Source organism: Bradyrhizobium sp. P5_C11_2, from assembly GCF_054049755.1.
In genome coordinates this window covers 1-1522 of the sequence record NZ_JBFULT010000961.1, presented here as the reverse complement: position 1 = coordinate 1522, position 1522 = coordinate 1, and the positions used below count along the sequence as shown (strand labels likewise).

Annotated in this window: 1 protein-coding gene; it reads left to right on the top strand. The window is 61.2% G+C overall.

Features of this window, described 5'->3' with window-relative positions; translation table 11 throughout:
* The coding region (locus tag ACXJL8_RS40720; RefSeq protein WP_456686998.1) for a WD40 repeat domain-containing protein at positions 1–1522 on the top strand (1522 nt) is incomplete at both ends.

Below are 1522 nucleotides of genomic sequence, written 5' to 3'. Positions count from 1 at the left end.
TGTCAGTTCCGAGGATTGCCGGGGCGGGTATTACAGGAACGCGTTGCGCGGCTGCCCGTTCGACGAGTTACGAGGCGCCATTCTGACAGACGATCAGCGCATCATCTCGTGGGGCGCCAATCAGTTGCAACTTGCCGACGCTCGTACCGCAAAACAGATCGGCAGCACGATGATGCACGAGGGTCCGGTTGGCGGCGTGCGTCTGACAAGCGACCAGAAGCGCATTCTATCCTGGTCTGATGATGGCACCCTGCGGATCTGGGACGCGCTACGTGCTCACCAACTCGGCCCTGCCATGGCTCACACGGGTGCAATTAACGGAGCCGTGTTCACCGCCGACGATCGCCGAATCTTGTCGTGGTCCGTCGACGGAACGTTGCGCCTGTGGGACGCCGCCAGCGGACGTCAGATAGGCCCGGACATGAGACATCAGGGCGCAGTTGCAGGTGCCCTCCTTGCCAAAAGTCAACGGCGTGTCCTGTCGTGGGATAGTGGAGGATTGCACCTTTGGAGCATACCTGACGGCAAGCAGATCAGCCCCACGATCTCACACCCAGGGGTCAAGGGCGCGTTGTTGAGCCGAGATGGCCGGCGGATTTTCTCCTGGTCCGAAGACGGCAGCGTGCAGATCGCCGACACCGTGATTGGACAGCAAGTTGACGCCGTTTTTCAGCAAGATTCCGTTGATGGCGTCCTCTTGAATGGAGATAGCGGGCGGGCCGTATTCTGGTCGACCGACGGGAGCTTGGGGCAGGAGAACGTCTCGACCGGCGAGAAAATTGGCACCACCATGAAGCATGGCCGTCCGGTGAAGGGGGCTTATCTCTCCATCGACAAGCGCCGTATTCTGTCTTGGGACAAGCGCGAGGTGCGCCTGTGGGACGCGGCAACTGGAATGCAGGCCGTGCCGTCGATGCTGCACCCGGTAACGCGACCCATGCCCGAGGACAAACTATCGCAGATGATCGAGGAAGGTCGTTCAGACGACGATGACAGCGGCACGCTCGTCGGCGAAGTCGAGGGCGCGCTGCTTGCAGACCAGGATCGACGTATTGTCTCGTGGACCAACGACGGAGTCCTTCGTCTATGGGACGCGGCGACCGGGCGTGAAATCGGCTCTCCGACCAAGGATAAGGTCGATGGCGTCGTGCCGTTCGATGATCGGCGACGCATCCTGACCTGGGGCGGCCGTCAACTGCGGCTGTGGGATGTCAGCGTTGGTCAACCGATCGGCGTCGCCATGTCATCGGATGGCGAACCAATTCAGGGGGCGCTGCTCAGTCATGACGAAAGACGTATTCTTTCCTGGGATAGAGCGACGTTGCGGCTGTGGGATGTTGCGACCGGCAGCCCGGTCGGAGGCGCAATAAAATACGAACCGGCGGTGGTGCGAGGCGCCCTGCTAACGCGTGACGGCCGTCGCATCGTCGCCTGGGGAGACGACAAGTTGCAAGTGTGGGACGCGCAAACCGGAAACCGTGTCGGGCCCCCACTGAAACATAACAAGGGCTTGATCCAGCAG